Source organism: Pseudohaliea sp. (assembly GCF_040217025.1).
Lineage (GTDB): Bacteria > Pseudomonadota > Gammaproteobacteria > Pseudomonadales > Halieaceae > Pseudohaliea.
Map to the genome: position 1 here is coordinate 21,432 of NZ_JAVJOA010000012.1, position 16,088 is coordinate 37,519.

The 16,088-nt window shown below is 67.5% G+C and carries 14 protein-coding genes; all 14 read right to left on the reverse strand.

The window, feature by feature from the left end; translation table 11 throughout:
• Positions 1-16: 16 nt before the first annotated feature.
• The 14 genes from RKE50_RS17090 to RKE50_RS17155 all read right to left on the reverse strand — a co-directional run bounded on the left by RKE50_RS17090 (position 17) and on the right by RKE50_RS17155 (position 16,060).
• Positions 17-451 carry a type IV pilin protein gene (locus RKE50_RS17090; protein WP_350038513.1) on the reverse strand — a complete coding sequence of 145 codons (435 nt, stop codon included), beginning with the start codon at positions 449-451 and terminating at the stop codon, positions 17-19.
• Positions 451-4,215 carry a pilus assembly protein gene (locus tag RKE50_RS17095; protein WP_350038514.1) on the reverse strand — a complete coding sequence of 1,255 codons (3,765 nt, stop codon included), beginning with the start codon at positions 4,213-4,215 and terminating at the stop codon, positions 451-453. The genes RKE50_RS17090 and RKE50_RS17095 overlap by 1 nt, the downstream gene beginning before the upstream one ends.
• Positions 4,216-4,279: 64 nt before the next feature.
• A complete protein-coding gene (locus RKE50_RS17100) occupies positions 4,280-4,780 on the reverse strand; it encodes a PilX N-terminal domain-containing pilus assembly protein (protein ID WP_350038516.1) in 501 nt (166 codons plus the stop codon).
• Positions 4,777-5,787, reverse strand: coding sequence for a PilW family protein (locus RKE50_RS17105; RefSeq protein ID WP_350038518.1), 1,011 nt, complete (start codon positions 5,785-5,787; stop codon positions 4,777-4,779). Before RKE50_RS17105 ends, RKE50_RS17100 begins: the two co-directional genes overlap by 4 nt.
• A complete protein-coding gene (gene pilV, locus RKE50_RS17110) occupies positions 5,784-6,401 on the reverse strand; it encodes a type IV pilus modification protein PilV (protein ID WP_350038520.1) in 618 nt (205 codons plus the stop codon). The genes RKE50_RS17105 and pilV overlap by 4 nt, the downstream gene beginning before the upstream one ends.
• Positions 6,385-7,002 carry a GspH/FimT family pseudopilin gene (locus tag RKE50_RS17115; protein WP_350038522.1) on the reverse strand — a complete coding sequence of 206 codons (618 nt, stop codon included), beginning with the start codon at positions 7,000-7,002 and terminating at the stop codon, positions 6,385-6,387. The genes pilV and RKE50_RS17115 overlap by 17 nt, the downstream gene beginning before the upstream one ends.
• A 94-nt stretch (positions 7,003-7,096) precedes the next feature.
• On the reverse strand, positions 7,097-8,044 hold the full coding sequence (gene ispH, locus RKE50_RS17120; protein ID WP_350038524.1) for a 4-hydroxy-3-methylbut-2-enyl diphosphate reductase: 948 nt from the start codon (positions 8,042-8,044) through the stop codon (positions 7,097-7,099).
• A complete protein-coding gene (locus RKE50_RS17125) occupies positions 8,044-8,502 on the reverse strand; it encodes an FKBP-type peptidyl-prolyl cis-trans isomerase (protein ID WP_350038526.1) in 459 nt (152 codons plus the stop codon). The genes ispH and RKE50_RS17125 overlap by 1 nt, the downstream gene beginning before the upstream one ends.
• Entirely contained in the window at positions 8,499-8,993 is a 495-nt protein-coding gene (gene lspA, locus RKE50_RS17130) for a signal peptidase II (protein WP_350038528.1), read from the reverse strand. Before lspA ends, RKE50_RS17125 begins: the two co-directional genes overlap by 4 nt.
• Positions 8,986-11,790: an isoleucine--tRNA ligase gene (ileS, locus tag RKE50_RS17135; RefSeq protein WP_350038530.1), complete on the reverse strand. Its 2,805-nt coding sequence runs from the start codon at positions 11,788-11,790 to the stop codon at positions 8,986-8,988. The genes lspA and ileS overlap by 8 nt, the downstream gene beginning before the upstream one ends.
• Positions 11,791-11,824: 34 nt before the next feature.
• A complete protein-coding gene (gene ribF / locus RKE50_RS17140; RefSeq protein ID WP_350038532.1) occupies positions 11,825-12,778 on the reverse strand; it encodes a bifunctional riboflavin kinase/FAD synthetase in 954 nt (317 codons plus the stop codon).
• Positions 12,779-12,838: 60 nt separating this feature from the next.
• Positions 12,839-14,422 carry a murein biosynthesis integral membrane protein MurJ gene (gene murJ / locus RKE50_RS17145; RefSeq protein ID WP_350038534.1) on the reverse strand — a complete coding sequence of 528 codons (1,584 nt, stop codon included), beginning with the start codon at positions 14,420-14,422 and terminating at the stop codon, positions 12,839-12,841.
• A 1-nt stretch (position 14,423) separates the two neighbouring features.
• Positions 14,424-15,047, reverse strand: coding sequence for an NUDIX domain-containing protein (locus tag RKE50_RS17150; protein ID WP_350038536.1), 624 nt, complete (start codon positions 15,045-15,047; stop codon positions 14,424-14,426).
• On the reverse strand, positions 15,044-16,060 hold the full coding sequence (locus RKE50_RS17155) for an aspartate carbamoyltransferase (protein WP_350038538.1): 1,017 nt from the start codon (positions 16,058-16,060) through the stop codon (positions 15,044-15,046). The genes RKE50_RS17150 and RKE50_RS17155 overlap by 4 nt, the downstream gene beginning before the upstream one ends.
• Positions 16,061-16,088: the final 28 nt, after the last annotated feature.

The following is a 16,088-nucleotide window of genomic DNA, read 5'->3' on the forward strand; positions in this document are numbered from 1 at the left end:
GGCATGCTCCGGGGGCTTACCAGCAGTCCGCGGCCTGGGAACCGGTCGCGGCGCGACGCCCGAAAGAGTCGAGGGTGAAGGTCGTGCAGCCGCCGTCAGCGGTCTGCGGCGAGCCCGCCGCCGGCGTGGCAGTCAAGAGGTAACAGGTGGCGATCGTCCCCGCGCCACAAGCCGCCGCATCAACCGTATAGTGGCCCTCCTCCGACACCGCGGGATCGGCACCAAAGCCGAGATCGTTCATGTCGGTGGTATAGGTGGACCGGTCCAGCATGTGCTGTTCCTGCCGGTTGGCGACGTCCAGTAACGTCGAGATGGCATCGCTACGGCGCCCCTTACGGACGCTGTCCTGATAGGACGGCAGCGCGATGGCGGCGAGAATGCCGATAATGGCCACAACGATCATGACCTCCATCAGCGTGAACCCCCGCGCGTCTCGGGACAGCGACCGCATCAGAACTCCTCCTGCATCCAGTAGTTACCGTAAGGCTGGCGGAACAGCTGCCCGATCTCGCAGACTCCGCCCCGGCAGTCGATGCCGTCCACGTCCTGCGGCGGCGTCCCGGGCGGAAGCAGGAGCCGCAATTCCCCATCCTCGCCGAAATAGACAGAGGGCGTATCGGGAATCACTGGCGCCAGGTTCAGCAGCGTGCGGTCACCGTCGAAAAGATTGACCACGTAAAGCTTGCCGCTACCCGAAAGTGGTTCGCAGATATTGATATCGCTGAGCAGGTCGTTGGGCGTGAACGTGGTCGCAAAGATTTTCCCGCCGAGGGTCACGGTCCTCGCCAGGCCCTTCTCACCAGTGCCCGTGAAGTCCATGCGCCAGCCACGCTCGCTTGACAGGGTACTGATCACCGTTGCCTGGTCCTCCGAGGCGAGCGCATTGTCCGTGATGTCGTAGAGCTGGGCGTCGGTAATGGGCAGCTGGCAGCGGAAGTCGTCTTCGAAGTCCTCGTCACCGCACTCCGCTGCGGTCGGCTCCGCCGTGGTGTAGGCAGAGACGGCTTCATCACGGATCATGTAGAGGCGGTTCTGCACGTCCGTCGCATTCGGGTTGGTCCGATCGCCGGTTGCGAAGATCACCGCGTCAATAGCCTGGCCGCCGAAGCGGGTGCGCACCACGTCGATACCGTTGTGGATGCGCCGGTCGGTTGCGGTGTTCCCGCCGTTGACGTCGGCGAGCCTGACGATGAACCAGTCATCCTGCGCAGAATCCGGCAGCGCGTTGCCAGGCAAATCGACACGCCAGACGTTGCCGCCGGTGTCGCCGAAGTACACTCGATCGCTAAGACCATCTCCGTTGCCATCCACCGGTGTCACCTCGGCGGCTACCGAGTGCAGCAGGCCCGTTTCCTGCATGTTAGTTGCGCTGTTCGGGTTCGGCGTCACGCTCCATACCAGCGCGCCGGTCGTCGCATCGACGATGAATAGGCCGCGGCCCATGGTATCCGCCGTGGCAACACCGCCCGCATCCTTGCGGTCGTCGTAACCCGCGCCGAAGATGAGCACGGGCTTCGGGTTGCCGCTGCCGTCCTTGTAACCGGGCACAAAGGTGACAACCGGCCGGGACCAGCTCTGGCCCAACTCGGCGAAGCCGCTGTCCGATGGGTCGATGGACCAGAGGAAGCTGGGGCTCCCAGGATTGCTGATGTCGAGCGCGTAGAAAGAGCGCCCGCCGCGGCGCATGCCGAAGTAGGCATAGACCTTGTCACCATCGCCGGGCTCGATAGTGCCATCCTGGTCGTTGTCGAGGCGATAGGTGACCGGGGTGAGGTCGACGCCGTAGACGTTATCCGAGGTCAGCGGGTTCTGCCGGCGCTGGCGGTGCAGGTCTACCAGGGCTTTCGGGGTGAACGCCCAGTCCTCGTCACCATCGGTGGCACCGAACATGTGCACGAAGCCCGCGTTGGTGCCCACGAGGAGGCGCAAGTCCGGGTTGTCCTGGTCGAAACCGCTGGTCGCGCCATAGTTAACCACCAGCGGCTGGCTGTGCAGGATGTCGCCGAGAATCCAGCGCCGCGGCTCATTGGTAATGCTGTCGCCATCCTGGTCGTAGGCATCGTAGCCACGCGCCCAGGCAACCTGCTGCTCGTAACCGGCCTCCGTCGTTGAACCGAACAGCGCCCACAGCGCCGCATCGCTCGCCACACCGAAGTCCGCCGGCTCGAAGTTGTCGACGTCGAAGGCCTCGAGGGCCTGGCTCGCGCCGGTGTCCGTGTAGATCGTCCGGCTGCCGGGGCTGGTCAGGAGGAGGCGTCCACCGGCTCCGCCCACCTCGACGCTGCCTCCGTCCTGGCCCGTGCTCCAGAAGGTAGTGGCCGTGTCCTTGATAAAGCCGGTGAGGTCGTCGATGGCAGGATTGTTGTTGGCATCCACCAGCACCGCACCGTCGTCGTCCTCCAGCAGCTTGAGCTTTTTGATGTTGCCCGGCCAGTTCACGCGCTCCGTCGGCTTGAACATCGCGTAGAACACCTCGTTGCGGCTCTGCGTCCGGGTAAAAGTGTCGACCGCCACGGCCGGCGAGGTGAAGGTTGTGTCTGTGGAAAGGATGCTATAAATGGCGCCCTGGAAAGCGTCTGTCAGTTCCTCGGCGGTGTTAGCCGTGTAGTACTCGCCCTTGCCAGCAGCCGCCGTGTCGGCGAGCAGGTCCTGGTCAACGGTAAAGCCGATCGTGTAGGTCAGCGCGTACTGGTTGCCGTTACTGCTGTCGCTATCCAGGTCGGTGTTGGCCAGGTATTCGGCGATCTCCGGCATGCAGTTCTTGCGCATGCCCTGGCCGCTGTCGTGCATGTAGTCACTGCAGGTCTCGCCCGTCAGGTTCTCAATGAACGTGTTGGCACGATCATCGTTAGTGGGCAAGCCATCCGTCATGAAGATGATGTACGTGTAGGCGCAGTCCGTTATCGGCGCGATGTAGTTGCCGTTCCCGTCCTCGGCCAGCGTATCCCGCGGCAGGGCGTCGTCCGGTGGCCAGGAGTCGCCGGTGCGGCGATCGTCGCCCCAGAGCACTTGACCACCCGACATGTAGCGGTAGGCCTCGTACATGGTCTCGCAAAGTGGTGTGGCGCCATCGGCGGTCATGGAGTTGACCATGTTGATCACGTTCTGCCGCTGCGCGGCGGTCATGTCCTCGATGATGCGGCTGACAATACGCCCACCGTGGTTGGAACTGCCCTGGTTTCCATTGAACTCCATCAGGCCGAAATCGATCCCCGTATTGGTCGCGATAAGATTGGCAACGACGTCGCGAGCAATGTCAATCCGCGGCCGCGGCGCAACCAGAGAATCATCGTAGTACCAGTCCAGGTAATGCGACGTATAGAAGCCGTAGGGCTGGTTGCCCCAAAGCGTCTCGGACGTGTCCTGGGTCGCACCGTACTCGGCGCCCGTGGCGACATTATTCTGCGGATAGCCGTCACCGATCGTTCCATTGCCTGGGTTGCCGGTGTCGACGTCGTTCCTGCAGTCAACATGCGGCGGATTCCTCACGGCGCCGTCGAGCGCCTGCCAGGTGCCGGGGACGACCGAGTCGTCCTCACAGATCTGGACCCGCTCCTGAACGTACTGCCAGTCCGTTACCTCCACGTCCTCAACACTGCAACTCGGGTCGTTGACTTCAAGGACAAAGCCGAAGCGGCCAAAACTGAAACGCCGACGATCGCTGGGATAGGATAGCCACTCACTGAAGCTGACCTCGCGCCAGTTGTCGATGCAGACTTGCTGTTGTTCGGTGTAGGTGGTGAAGTTGTAGCATCCCCAGCCTTGGCTCCCGCGACGGTAGGTAAGATCATCGGGACACTCAAGGCGGCAATCACCGGGAATGACCGTAGAGTCAACCCAGCGCCGCGCAGCAGTCGCCTGGAAAGAGCCGTTGTTGGCTAGCGGGTCGTAAGAAGAGGCACAGCGGTTCTGGCTCGCATTGAACCAGTTGCTGCTGTTCTCCGGCGGTACCGAGCCGTTCGTGCTCCAGTAGATGCGGTCAGTGCCGAACTGGTTGACATAGGTGCCGTTCGGGTCGTAGGGGGGACGCTGCTGGTCGACATTGGTCGCCATGCTCCCGGAATCATCGAAGACGATAAGGACCTTCGGGCGGGCAGAAGCCGCACCGACGACCTCTGCCTGGTAGATTTCCGTGTCATCAGCACGCACCGGCAGAGCCACCTGTGTCGCGATCAGCGCGAGCGCGCCTAGCCAGGCTGTCAGTTTAGCGTTCATCGTTCTCTTCCCCCCGGGGCCGCGTCCCTGCCTGGGTTTGCGCCCCTGTGTTCCGGCCCCGTCGTCAGACGCCGGAGCTGCCAATCACTGTCTTCACCACGCCGACCTGCACCTGCGTGCGTGAACGGCCTTCCTCACTGTGCGCGGATTCCACCCGGTAGTACTCGCAATCGTAGACGCCCACGCTGCTCCCGGAGGCGGCGTTCTGGGAGCGCGGGCAGGGCCGGTCCAGCGCCACCACGAACACGTCGACATCGACCGCGTTCGGATCCCGCAGGTTGCGCAGCGGGTGGGCGCCCGCGGCGATGCCCGCGAACGGGTCGAGGTTATTGACCCGCTGGTAGGGGTCATTGACCGTGTCAACCAGGCCCAGGGTGGCGTAGGCGCCGGCCTCCGCCGACTGGAAGGACTCCGCCATGTCCTGCATGTTGGTCGCCATCTTGAACGACCGGGAACTGTTCGTGGCCGCTACCACGCTGATCAGCGTCACCACAAGCAGGAACAGCAGCGATACCACCAGGGCCACGCCGCCCTGTCTGCGCCCACTGGAAACAGTCTCAATCATGCTCCACCTCGAAGTCTCAAGCGCGGATTGCGCAATGTGATCTCACTCTGCACCAGGATCCTACGGCGGTTGTCATTGGCGGCCGCCACGGTCACATCACCCAACTGGTAGCTGCGGTCATCCAGGTAGTCGAGGTCGTCGGCCGTGCTCTGCACCAGCAGGAATGCACGCACCACGAGCACCTGCGACCAGTCGGTAACGGTCGCCTGGTTGGCGAAGACATCGGGCTCGCCGTCGAGGTCGTTGTCCTCGCCGAACAGGAACTGCATATTCTCCACCCCCTCGACCAGGTCCTGGGTGGCAATCGTCATTGCGCCCGCCGTGGTATCCCACTGCAGGACCTTGCGTGCCAGCGTGGGCACACCCCCGGTGTCGCGCACGTAGTAGATGGCCAGGCGGTAGGGATAGGCGATTCCGTTGGCGTAGATCTCGCCCTCGGCGACCGAGGGGGCCGTGTCCGCGCCATCGAAGATCAGGCCCTGCTCCGCATTGACGATCACGTAGGTATCGGTAGCGGCCAGGCCCGCCGGGAAACTGATCGTTCCGTCTCGCGCCGCCGTGGGAACGGCGGGGTCAGCGTCATAGCCGGGGTCCGGCGCGAGGTGCTTGATAACGAGCACATCGGTATTGGGCACCGCGTCGGTGATGCAGCCGAGCATGGACGCACCGCCCGCCTGAACACCGAAGAAGAAATTGATGACGTCGTAGGCCTCGGCCCCGCCCGTGCAATCGCCGGTGACCGCGCCGAGATTTCCATCCGGCAGGATGTTGCCGGGTCCGGCCGCGCCGAAGAACCCGACGTGGCGCAGGGATTCCTCGAGCACCGACAGGCTGAAGCGCGCATTCTCCGCCAGGCTCGCGACCTGCTCGACCTCGGTGTAGGAACGCTTGGAGCCAAGGTAAACACCGACGGCCCCGGTGATGAGGATGGTCCCGAGAAGTATGGCGACCATGAACTCGATAAGCGAGAAGCCGCGGTCGTTGTGCTGGCGGGCTGAGCGGCTCATAGCTCCATCTCGTCGACAACGTAGGTACTGAGGATGACCTGGCGCCGGAAGCCCGCGTCTGCCGCCGGAAAATCATCGCCGCAGACGAAGCCGCCGCCGGTCGCGTCGGAGGTATCCTGCAGGCCGCGCCACTGGATCACCACGTCGACGGTGCCGGTGCGCGCCTTGCCGTTGGCCGTATCCGGCGTGAACACCACGCAGCCGCGCGGCTGGATCAGGCCGGCGCTGGTGCCGCCACCGTCCGCGGCGGTCACGCCGGCGCCGTCGAGTGCCTGTTCCCAGGACCACAGGTCGTGGGCCGCCATCTGGTTCGGGTCGCAGGCGGCGCTGATGCAGTTGGGCGTAGGCTGGTCGGCGATACTGCCGCCGCCGACCGAGCTGGCGCCGATGTTGTAGCGGGTCACCCCGCGCGGGTTACCGCGGATCATCTCCAGCATCTGGTCGGCCAGGGTCACGGCGCGGCTGCGCTGCACCGCCTGGTGCTGGGCGGCCTTCGACATTGCCTGCAGGCTGACCACGCCCACGAGGCCGATGCTGATAACAAAGAAGGCGATCAGCACCTCGAACAGGGTAAAGCCGCGGCTGCGCGGCAGACGGTCACGGACAGCTGACATTGCCACCTCCCGCAGCCGCCGGCAGATTCACGATCCCGTCGCCGTTGGTGTCCTCGAGGCTCCTCGCCGACCCCGCATTGCTCAAAAACAGGGCGCGGGCCTCGCTGGCGCCACGCACGTCGCAGACGGTGAAGGTGCCGTTGTTGTTGAGCGCGGTGCCCTGCGGATCGAAGCGCAGGCGCCCGGAGGCGTCCGCGGCCGCGAGGTTGACCGTGATATCGCGGACGCCGGTGACCTCCGCGAGGAACACCAGGTCATCGGGACCGCCGCCACCGGTGTCGATAGTACCGTCGCCGTCGAAATCCGTGAACGCGATGTACCCGTCTTCCCAGGTTCCGCTGCAGGAAGCGCCGTCATTGCTGGAACAGACCGTCACGAAGACGCGCTGGGCCAACGCCTCGGAGCGGGCAGTGCTCAACGATCCGCGCAGGTCGTAGACAGCCGACACGAGCCGGTTGTTGCGGATCAGGTTCGTAAAGGATGGCGCACCGACAGAGAGCAGCACGGCCAGCACCACGAGGACCACCATCACCTCGATGAGCGTGAAGCCCCGGCGCCGCTGCGGCTGACATCGATACCGGATTAATGAGCACTTTTCCATGCCCTTAGACTAGGCCAGTGGGCCTGTCCAGCGCACGGATCGTTGGACAAGCGGGCATTTTGGACGACGAACGGTCGTTTCCGGCCGCTGGCGGCTAGTCGACTTCCGCCAGCCGCAGCTCCCGGGGCATGCTGAAAGTCACGTTCTCGGGCCGCCCGTCCACCTCGGTAACGCCGTCTGCGCCGAGGTCCTTCAGGCGCTGGATGACCGCCTGCACGAGGACTTCCGGGGCGGAGGCACCGGCGGTGACGCCGATGTGCGCCTTGCCCTCGAGCCAGGCGGCGTCGATGTCGTCGGCGCCGTCGACCAGGTAGGCGGTCGCGCCCATGCGCTCGCCGAGCTCGCGCAGGCGGTTGGAATTGGAGCTGTTGGGGGAGCCGACCACCAGCAGCAGGTCGCAGCCCGCCGCGAGCTGCTTGACCGCGTCCTGGCGGTTCTGGGTGGCGTAGCAGATGTCGTCCTTGCGCGGGCCCTGGATCGCCGGGAAGCGCGCGCGCAGGGCGTCGATGACCCTTGCGGTGTCGTCCATCGACAGGGTGGTCTGGGTGACGAAGGCCAGCCGCTCCGGGTCGCGCACGTCGAGGGTGGCGGCCTGGGCCTCGTCCTCGACCAGGTAGATGTCGCCGCCGGCGCTGCGGTCGTACTGGCCCATGGTGCCTTCCACCTCCGGGTGACCGGCGTGGCCGATGAGCACGCACTCGCGCCCCTCGGCGCTGTAGCGGGAGACCTCCAGGTGCACCTTGGTGACCAGCGGGCAGGTCGCATCGAAGACCTTGAGGCCGCGGCCGTCCGCCTCCTTGCGCACGGCCTGGGAGACGCCGTGGGCACTGAAGATGACGATGGCATCGTCGGGGACCTCGGAGAGCTCCTCGACAAAGACCGCGCCGCGACCGCGCAGGTCGTCGACGACGAACTTGTTGTGCACGACTTCATGGCGCACGTAGATCGGCGCCCCGAACACCTCGAGGGCCCGCTCGACGATGTCGATGGCCCGATCCACGCCGGCACAGAAGCCGCGCGGGTTGGCGAGCTGAATGTCCATCAATGCAACTCCGCCGGTTCCACCCGGTGTATCTGGACGTCGAAGACCAGTGTACGCCCCGCCAGCGGGTGATTGAAGTCCACGGTCACCTCGGCGTCATCGAAGGCGACGATCACCCCCGGCAGCTCGCCGCCAGCGGCATCCGCGAAGGAACAGACCAGGCCCTGCTCAAGCTCGATACCGTCCTCGAACTGGTCCCGGTCCACGCGCTGGACATTCTGCGGGTTGTGCTGGCCGAAGGCGTCCTCCGGCGGCACGGTGAACTGCTCCCGCTCGCCGGGCAGCAGTCCGAATAGGCGCCGCTCGAAACCGGGCAGCAGGCTGCCGTCGCCCACGGTGAAGCTCACCGGGTCGCGATCGAAGTTGGAATCGACCTCCTCGCCATCATCCAGCCGGAGGGCAAAATTAAGGTGAACGCAGGTGCCCTCGCCCACCGGTAGCCTGTCATCATGCGTCATGCCTGTGCTCCGTCACCGCGCCCGCCGCGCAGGCTGTCGAGAATCAGCAGCCCCGCACCGACGGTGATCGCCGAATCGGCGATGTTGAAGGTTGGAAAGTAGTACCCCGCATAGTGTAGCGAGATGAAGTCCACGACGTAGCCGTGCAGCAGCCGGTCAACCAGGTTGCCGAGGGCGCCGCCCAGCACCAGGGACAGGCCCAGGGCGAGCACGCGCTCGGCGCGGGACAGGCGCCACAGCCAGGCCGCGAGAGCCCCGCTCACCACCAGCGCCAGCACGGTGAAGAACCAGCGCTGCCAGCCGCCGGCACCGGACAGGAAGCTGAAGGCCGCGCCGGTGTTGTGGTGCAGCGTCAGGTTGAAGAAAGGCAGCACCGGCACCGGCTGCGCATAGTCGAGGGCCGCGGTCGCCCAGGCCTTGCTGCCCTGGTCGAGGACGATGACGAGCAGTGCGAGGCCGTAGCCGGCGATGGCCAGCCGTCGCTCAGGCAAAGCGGCGCAGCTCCCCGGGTCCGTCGACGTTGCTGACGCAGCGGCCGCAGAGCGTGGGGTGGGCGGCAAAGCTGCCCACGTCCGCGCGCCGGTGCCAGCAGCGTTCACACTTCTCGTCGGCCGAGGCCTCGACCCGCACCCGGAGCCCCGGGAGCTCGGTCTCTGCCGCGTCCGCCGGCGCATCGCCGAGCGGTGCGACGCCGGCGCCGGAGGTGATCAGCACGAAGCGCAGTTCATCGCCCAGGGCATCGAGGTCCGCCGCCAGGGCATCGTCGCAGTAGAGCGTCACCGTCGCATCGAGGGAGCCGCGGATTTCGCCGGCGGCGCGGCGCGCCTCCATCTCCCGGTTCACCGCATCGCGCACGGCCTGCACCCGGGCCCAGTAGTCCCGGCCCATGGCAGCGTCGTCGGGCAGGGTCGGCAGCCCATCGGCCCACTCCACGAGGAACACGGAGTCAGCCCGCTCGCCGGGCAGGTTTTCCCAGATCTCCTCGGCGGTGAAACTGGTGATCGGCGCGATCCAGCGCGCCAGCGCATCGACGATATGGTACATGGCCGTCTGTGCCGAGCGCCGCGCGGCGGAATCGGCCCGCGTCGTGTATTGCCGGTCCTTGATGATGTCGAGGTAGAAGCCGCCCATGTCCACGGCGCAGAAGTTGTGCAGCTTGTGGTAGATGCTGTGGAACTGGTAGGCGTCGTAGGCCTCGCTGATCTCCGCCTGCAGCCGGGCGGCCCGGTCCAGGGCCCAGCGGTCCAGCGGCAGCAGCTCGCCAGCCGGCAGCGCGTGCGCGGCCGGGTCGAAGCCGGCCAGGTTGCCGAGAAGAAAGCGCGCCGTGTTGCGGATGCGCCGGTAGGCGTCGGCGGTGCGCTTGAACACTTCGTCGCTCACGGTGAGCTCGCCGCGGTAGTCTGCGGCGGCCACCCACAGGCGCAGCACATCGGCGCCGAGCTCGTTCATGGCCTTCTTCGCGGGGAGGATATTGCCCCGAGACTTGGACATCTTGTGGCCGTCGCCATCGACCGTGAAGCCGTGCGTGAGCACCGTGCGGTAGGGCGCGGCGCCGTAGGCCCCCACGGCGGTGAGCAGCGACGACTGGAACCAGCCGCGGTGCTGGTCCGAGCCTTCCAGGTAGATGTCCGCCGGCCAGGCCAGGGCCTCGCGACGGCGGAGGACACAGGCGTGGGTCACGCCGGAGTCGAACCACACGTCGAGGGTGTCGGTCACCTTTTCGTAGTCGGCGGCCTCGTCACCGAGCAGCTCCGACGGGTCGAGCTGGAACCAGGCCTCGATGCCCCGCTCCGCCACCCGCTCCGCCACCGCCTCGATGAGGCGCGAGGTCTCGGGGTGCAGCTCGCCGCTCTCGCGGTGCGCGAAGAGCGCGATGGGCACGCCCCAGGTCCGCTGCCGGGAAATGCACCAGTCCGGCCGGTCCTCGAGCATGCCGTCGATCCGGGCCCGGCCCCACTCGGGGACCCACTGCACGCCGGCGACCGCGGCTTTCGCGCCGTCGAGGAGCCCGTTCTGGCGCATGCTGATGAACCACTGCGGTGTAGCGCGGAAGATGATCGGCGTCTTGTGCCGCCAGCAGTGCGGGTAGCTGTGCCGGTAGGGCTCGTGGTGCAGCAGCGCGCCGCGCTCGGCCAGCAGTTGCACGATCGCGTCGTTGGCCTTGAACACGTGCTGGCCGGCGAAGTGCGGCGTACCCTCGAGGTAGACGCCGTTGCCGCCCACCGGGTTGTAGACCTCGATGCCGTAGCGCTGGCCCACGGTGAAGTCGTCGGCGCCGTGGGCCGGGGCCGTGTGCACGGCGCCGGTACCGGCGTCCGTGGTCACGTGATCGCCGAGCACGATGATCACCTCCCGGTCCAGGAAGGGGTGCCGGAGTTCCCGGCGATCCAGGGCGGCGCCGCGGCAGCGGCCGAGAATGGCCGGCTCGCCGAGGCCGAAGCGTGCGGCGCAGGCCTCGGCCAGCTCCGCCGCGACCAGCAGCTGGCGGTCGCCGGCGTCCAGGAGCACGTACTCGAGCTCCGGGTGCAGGCTCACCGCCATGCTCGCCGGCAGGGTCCAGGGCGTGGTGGTCCAGATGGCAACGGCGATGTTGTCCGCGCCCTCCGCGCCGCAGGCGCCGGCGATCGCGGCGCTGTCCACCGCCGCGTAGGCGACGTCGATGGCGGGAGAAGTCTTGTCCTCGTACTCCACCTCGGCCTCGGCCAGCGCGGAGCCGCAGTCAAGGCACCAGTGCACGGGCTTGAAGCCCTTGTGCAGGTGGCCGTTGTCGATCAGCTGCCCGAGGGTGCGGATGATGTCCGCCTCGAAGGCGAAGTTCATGGTCAGGTACGGGTTGTCCCAGTCGCCGATCACGCCCATGCGCACGAAGTCCGTGCGCTGGCCGTCGATCTGCTGGCGCGCGTAGGCACGGCAGCGCTCGCGGAATTCCGCGGCACTCACCTTGTGCCCGGGCTTGCCAACCTTCTTCTCGACGTTGAGCTCGATCGGCAGGCCGTGGCAGTCCCAGCCGGGCACGTAGGGCGCGTCGAAGCCCGCCAGGGTGCGGGACTTCACGATCATGTCCTTGAGGATCTTGTTGACCGCGTGGCCCACGTGCAGCTCACCGTTGGCGTAGGGCGGGCCGTCGTGGAGGATGAACTTCGGCCTGCCGGCAAAGGCCTCGCGGATACGGCCGTAGAGGTCCATGGCCTGCCACTGCTTCAGGCGCTCGGGCTCGCGCTGGGCCAGGCTCGCCTTCATGGGGAAAGCCGTCTGCGGCAGGTTGAGGGTGGCCTTGTAGTCACTCATGGCAGTCAGTCACGGTAGTCAATCCTGCGTCCAGTCATGCGTCATAGCGGTCCACGGTCCGGGCGGCAAACCACTCCCTGGCCGCCGCGAAATCCCCGTGAATGGCCTCCTTGAGGTCCTCCAGGGCGTCGAATTTGCGCTCCGGCCGCAGCCGGTGCAGGAACTGCACGTCGATGCGCCGGCCGTAGAGCTCGGGCTCACCCTCGAGCAGGTGCACCTCCAGGTTGGCCCGGCTGCCGTCGTTGACCGACGGCCGCGTACCGACGTTGGCGACCCCGGGCGCCTCGAGCAGGCCGCCGCCATTCACGCGCACCGTGAACACACCGGAGAGCGGTGCCTTCAGCCGGTTCAGCTCGACGTTCGCCGTCGGTGCACCGAGCGTTCGGCCGAGCTGGCGGCCCTGCACCACCCGGCCCGTGATCACGTAGGGCCGGCCCAGCAGTTCGGCTGCCAGTTCCAGGTCGCCCTCCGCCAGCGCCTCGCGGACCCGGGTCGAGCTGACCCGGTCGCCGTCCAGCGCCAGCGTGTCCGTGGACAGCGTGTCGAAGCCGTGGCGCTCGCCCTGCTCCCTGAGAAAGTCGTAGTCTCCCTCGCGGCCGCGGCCGAAGCGGAAGTCGTCGCCGAGGACCAGGCGCTTAACGCCGAGGCCGTCGACGAAGATCCGCTCCACGAAAGCGGCGGCGGACATGGTGCGTACGGTTTCGTCGAAGCGGATGCGGAGCAGCCGGTCAACGCCGAGGGCGGCCAGGGCCTGGAACTTCTCGCGGAAGTCCATGAGCCGGGCCGGGGCCTCCTCCGGGTGCAGGTACTCCCGCGGCAGGGGCTCGAAGACGATCACGACGGCCGGCAGCGCCAGCGCCCGGGCCTCGCGGAGCACCCGGCCCAGCACCGCCTGGTGACCCCGGTGCACACCGTCGAAGGCGCCGATGGTCGCAACGCAGCCGCGGTGGCGGGGCTGCAGGTTATGCAGGCCTCGGATGAGCTCCATGGGGTAGCCGGGGACTTTCCTGAAACAAGCCTCGCAGTATAGCGAATGGCCCCCGGCGGGTCACGGTGGCGGGCTGCGCAGGTCGCGCAGCCGCACGCCCGCGGCGGCGAGCACGGCGAGGTAGGCGCCGCCCCCGGCGCCGACCAGCCCGGCGAGCTCCAGCGCCCGCCGCTGCCAGCCCCAGGCGAGCCACGCCGACGCAGCGGGGCTGAGCCACAGCACGAGGCCGACCATGACCGCGGTCGCGCCGAACAGCCGCGGCAGGAAGACCCGCCAGGCAGGATCGAAGCGGTAGACACCCTCCCGGCGAAGCCCGCGCCAGAGCAGCCCCGCGTTCAGGTAGGCGGCGACGCTGGTGGCCAGGGCCAGGCCGACGTGGCCGAGGTCCAGGTAGAGCATGAGCGGCACCACGAAGGCGAAGTTCAGCACCATGTTCGCCAGCATCGCACGGATGCCGATACGCACCGGCGTCACCATGTCCTGGCGCGCATAGAAACCCGGCGCGAGCACCTTGATGAGCATGAAGGCGCAGATACCGAGCGCGTAGGCGCGCAGGCTGTAGCCGGCCATGCTGACGTCCCGGGGCGAGAGCTCGCCGTACTGGAACAGGGTGATGAGAATCGGCTCGGCCAGCACCAGCAGGGCCGCCGTGGCCGGCACCGCCACCAGGAGCACGCTGCGCACCGCCCAGTCGAGGGTCAGCGTGAAGCGCTCCTCCCGCGCCGCGGCCCGGTCCGCCGACAGGCTGGGCAGGATGACGGTGGCGATGGCGATGCCGAAGACGCCGAGGGGCAGCTCCGCGAGCCGGTCCGAGTAGTAGAGCCAGGAGACGCTCCCCGTGGGCAGGAACGAGGCGAGCACGGTGTCCAGCAGCAGGTTCACCTGGCTCACGGAAACGCCGAATAGCGCCGGCACCATGAGCCTGAGGATCTGCCGCACCCCGGGATGGGCCGTATCCCAGCGCGGCCGCGGCGTGAGTTCCAGGCGCCTGAGAAACGGCAGCTGGAACAGCAGCTGCACCACGCCCGCCGTGAACACCCCCCAGGCGAGCGCGAAGGCGGGCTCTTCGAACCAGGGCGCGGCCACGGTCGCGGCAGCGATGAGCGACAGGTTCAGGAACACCGGCGTCACCGCCGGCACGGCGAAGCGGCCGTAGCTGTTCAGCACGGCGCCGCAGAGGCCGGTCAGGGAAATGAGCAGCAGGTAGGGAAAGGTGACCCGGATGAGGTCCGCCGTGAGGGCGAACTTGGCCGGCTGGTCGAGAAAGCCCGGGGCGAAAAGCCCGGCCACCAGCGGCGCGGCGAGCACCGTCAGGCTGGTCAGCAGCAGGAGCGTCCCGCCGAGCACCCCGGCGACGCGGTCCAGCAGCTCGCGCACCGCCGCCTGACCGCCGCGCTCCCGGTACTCGCTGAGCACCGGTACGAAAGCCTGGGAGAAAGCCCCCTCGGCGAAGAGCCGGCGGAGGAAGTTGGGAATCTTGAAGGCCACGAAGAAGGCGTCGGCGTTGGCAGTCGCGCCGATAAAAGCGGCTAGGACGATGTCGCGGACGAGGCCGAGGACCCGCGACAGCATGGTCATCGCGCCGACCACGGCGCTGGAGCGCAGGAGGCCCGGCGCCGGCGGCGCTGCCCCGGCCTCGTTCATTTCAGGCGTCCAGCCAGTCCCGGCGTAGCCGCTCGCCGTGCAGTGCCAGCCACTGCAGGGCGACCAGCGTGTGGCCGTTGGGTACCCGGTCCGCTGCCAGCAGTTCGAGGCCCTCGGTGCGGGAGAGCCGGTGCACCAGGATATCCTCGCCCTCCCCGTCCACGCCGTGCACCTCGCCGACCCCGGCCTCGAGCACCCGCCCGCAATAGAGGCGTACGCGCTCGGAGCAGGCGCCGGCGCTAGGGAAATAGCTCGCGATGGGCACCAGCTCGGCGAGCCGGGTTCCGGCTTCCTCCTCCGCCTCCCGGTGCGCCACGTCCTCGCCGTCCTCGCCGGCCTCGACGATGCCTGCCACGAGTTCCAGCATCCACGGGCTGTCGTCGGCGCGCAGGGCACCCGGCCGGAACTGCTCGACGAGCACCAGGGAGTCGGACTCCGGCTCATAGGGCAATACACCGACCGCGTCGCCGCGATGGAAGACCTCGCGGGTGAGCGGCTCGCTCCAGCCGCCGTCAAAGCAACGGTGCGAGAGGGTCAGCCGGGCGACGCGGAAGTGCCCGCGGAAGGCTTCCTCCTCGCCGAGGATGCGCACGTCCCGGGCGCCGAAGCGCAGCGCGAAGCTCACGGCGTGCGCCCCCCGACGTACCAGGTCACGGCCGTGGCGTGCTTTTCGACCTGGTCGACGACATCGAGAATCAGCGCAAACAGCGCCATGCGCACCGTGAGACCGTTGTCCGTCTGCCGGAAGATGGCGAGGTTGGGATTGTCGTTGAGGTCGTCGTCCAGCTCCCGGGCACTGTCGCGCGAGTCCCGCGGCAGCGGGTGCATGATCACCGTGTTCGGCTCGCAGTGACGGGTGTAGATCGACTGGTTCAGGCGGAAGCGCCCGCGGTACAGGTCCGCCTCGGCCTGGGACTGGAAGCGCTCTTCCTGGATGCGCGTACTGTAGACGATGTCCACGTGGGCGATGCTCGCCTCCAGCGCATCGGATTCCAGCACCTCGTGGCCGGCTGCGCGAAGCTCGTCGACGATGCCCTCGGGCATGCGCAGTTCCCCCGGGGACACGAGCACCACCTGGACCCGGTCGAAGAGGCAGAGCAGCTTGCAGAGCGAGTGTACGGTGCGGCCGTAGCGCAGGTCGCCGACCATGGCGATGCGCAGCTGGTCAATCGAGCGGTCCCGGCCGGCGAGCTCCCGGCCGATGGTGTAGAGGTCCAGCAGCGCCTGGCTGGGGTGCTCGTTGCTGCCGTCCCCGCCGTTGATGACCGGCACCCGGCTGGCGGCCGCGAACTCGGCCACGGAACCGGCCGTGGGGTGGCGCATGGCGATGACGTCGGAATAGCCCGAGAGCACCCGCGCCGTGTCGTAAAGTGACTCGCCCTTGGCGATGGCCGACTGCTCGAAGCCCGTGGTCTCGCGCACCTCGCCGCCGAGAAGGTTGAAAGCGCTGCCGAAGCTCACCCGCGTACGCGTGCTGGGCTCGAAGAACATGGCGCCGAGGATCGCCCCCTCGAGGACGCGGGTGCGCCGGCGCCGGCGGGCATAGGGCTCCAGCTGGTCCGCCACCGAGAAGATACGCTCGACATCGCCGCGCTCGAACTGGTCGACGGAAAGAATGTGGCTGCCGGCAAACTCCATGGCTCCTCCCCTGTCGAGCGGCGCGCTC

Coding starts and splice junctions, on each gene's coding strand:
- murJ (WP_350038534.1), bottom strand. CDS start 14,422: ATGAACGAGGCCGGGGCAGCGCCGCCGGCGCCGGGCCTCCTGCGCTCC.
- ileS (WP_350038530.1), bottom strand. CDS start 11,790: ATGAGTGACTACAAGGCCACCCTCAACCTGCCGCAGACGGCTTTCCCC.
- ispH (WP_350038524.1), bottom strand. CDS start 8,044: ATGGACATTCAGCTCGCCAACCCGCGCGGCTTCTGTGCCGGCGTGGAT.
- RKE50_RS17100 (WP_350038516.1), bottom strand. CDS start 4,780: ATGATTGAGACTGTTTCCAGTGGGCGCAGACAGGGCGGCGTGGCCCTG.
- RKE50_RS17105 (WP_350038518.1), bottom strand. CDS start 5,787: ATGAGCCGCTCAGCCCGCCAGCACAACGACCGCGGCTTCTCGCTTATC.
- RKE50_RS17155 (WP_350038538.1), bottom strand. CDS start 16,060: ATGGAGTTTGCCGGCAGCCACATTCTTTCCGTCGACCAGTTCGAGCGC.
- RKE50_RS17115 (WP_350038522.1), bottom strand. CDS start 7,002: ATGGAAAAGTGCTCATTAATCCGGTATCGATGTCAGCCGCAGCGGCGC.
- ribF (WP_350038532.1), bottom strand. CDS start 12,778: ATGGAGCTCATCCGAGGCCTGCATAACCTGCAGCCCCGCCACCGCGGC.
- RKE50_RS17125 (WP_350038526.1), bottom strand. CDS start 8,502: ATGACGCATGATGACAGGCTACCGGTGGGCGAGGGCACCTGCGTTCAC.
- RKE50_RS17095 (WP_350038514.1), bottom strand. CDS start 4,215: ATGAACGCTAAACTGACAGCCTGGCTAGGCGCGCTCGCGCTGATCGCG.
- pilV (WP_350038520.1), bottom strand. CDS start 6,401: ATGTCAGCTGTCCGTGACCGTCTGCCGCGCAGCCGCGGCTTTACCCTG.
- RKE50_RS17090 (WP_350038513.1), bottom strand. CDS start 451: ATGCGGTCGCTGTCCCGAGACGCGCGGGGGTTCACGCTGATGGAGGTC.